Source organism: Mycobacterium sp. E3298 (assembly GCF_001666895.1).
Taxonomy (GTDB): domain Bacteria; phylum Actinomycetota; class Actinomycetes; order Mycobacteriales; family Mycobacteriaceae; genus Mycobacterium.
This window is the reverse complement of record NZ_LZJB01000010.1, coordinates 1-711: the sequence shown is the minus strand read 5'-3', so window position 1 is coordinate 711 and position 711 is coordinate 1. Positions and strand designations below refer to the sequence as shown.

Sequence of the window (711 nt, the reverse complement as noted above, 5' to 3'; positions counted from 1 at the left end):
TTGAGGATGATGATCGCCTTGCCCCGCTTGGCGCCGCCGATCGTTTCCACGCCCTTGCTGGTGGTCTTGGTGAACTCGTCGATGTTGGCCCGCGTGCCGGGTCCGGCCGAGACCGACGCCACCGACGCGACGATCTCGGCGTAGGGCACCTCCACCACCCGGCTCACCGCGTAGACGATCGGGATGGTGGCCTGCCCCCCGCAGGTGATCATGTTGACGTTCGGCGCGTCCAGGTGCTGGCGGAGGTTGGCCGGCGGGATGACCGCCGGGCCGACGGCGGCCGGGGTCAAATCGATGGCCCGAATCCCGGCGGCCTCGTATTTCGGCGCCGCGTCCCGGTGGACGTAGGCGCTGGTGGCCTCGAACACCAGGTCGGGCTTCTCCGACTGGGCCAGCAACCAGTCCACGCCCTCGTGCGTGGTCTCCAGGCCCAGCTTGCGGGCCCGCGCCAAGCCCTCGCTTTGCGGGTCGATGCCCACCATCCAGCGCGGCTCCAGCCACTCCGACCGCAGCAACTTGTAGAGCAGGTCGGTGCTGATGTTTCCCGACCCGACAATGGCCACACTCGCCTTAGCCGGCATCTGACGCGCTCCTCTTATTCGAACGACAAACGAACAGAACCCAAGCCGGTGAAGTCGGCCACGAAATCGTCGCCGGCGTGCGCGTCGATCGCGCGCGTACAGGAACCCGGAAGCACCAGGTCGCCCTTGC

At 67.7% G+C, this 711-nt stretch carries 1 protein-coding gene and 1 pseudogene; both read right to left on the bottom strand.

Going from position 1 to position 711, the window contains the following annotated elements; translation table 11 throughout:
• Window positions 1–581, bottom strand: a 581-nt coding sequence (locus tag A9X05_RS00215) for an acetaldehyde dehydrogenase (acetylating) (RefSeq protein ID WP_067778363.1), incomplete at its 3' end; no start/stop codon positions are given.
• Between the two features lie 14 nt (window positions 582–595).
• A pseudogene (locus A9X05_RS30255) lies at window positions 596–711 on the bottom strand (2-keto-4-pentenoate hydratase); the annotation flags it as partial.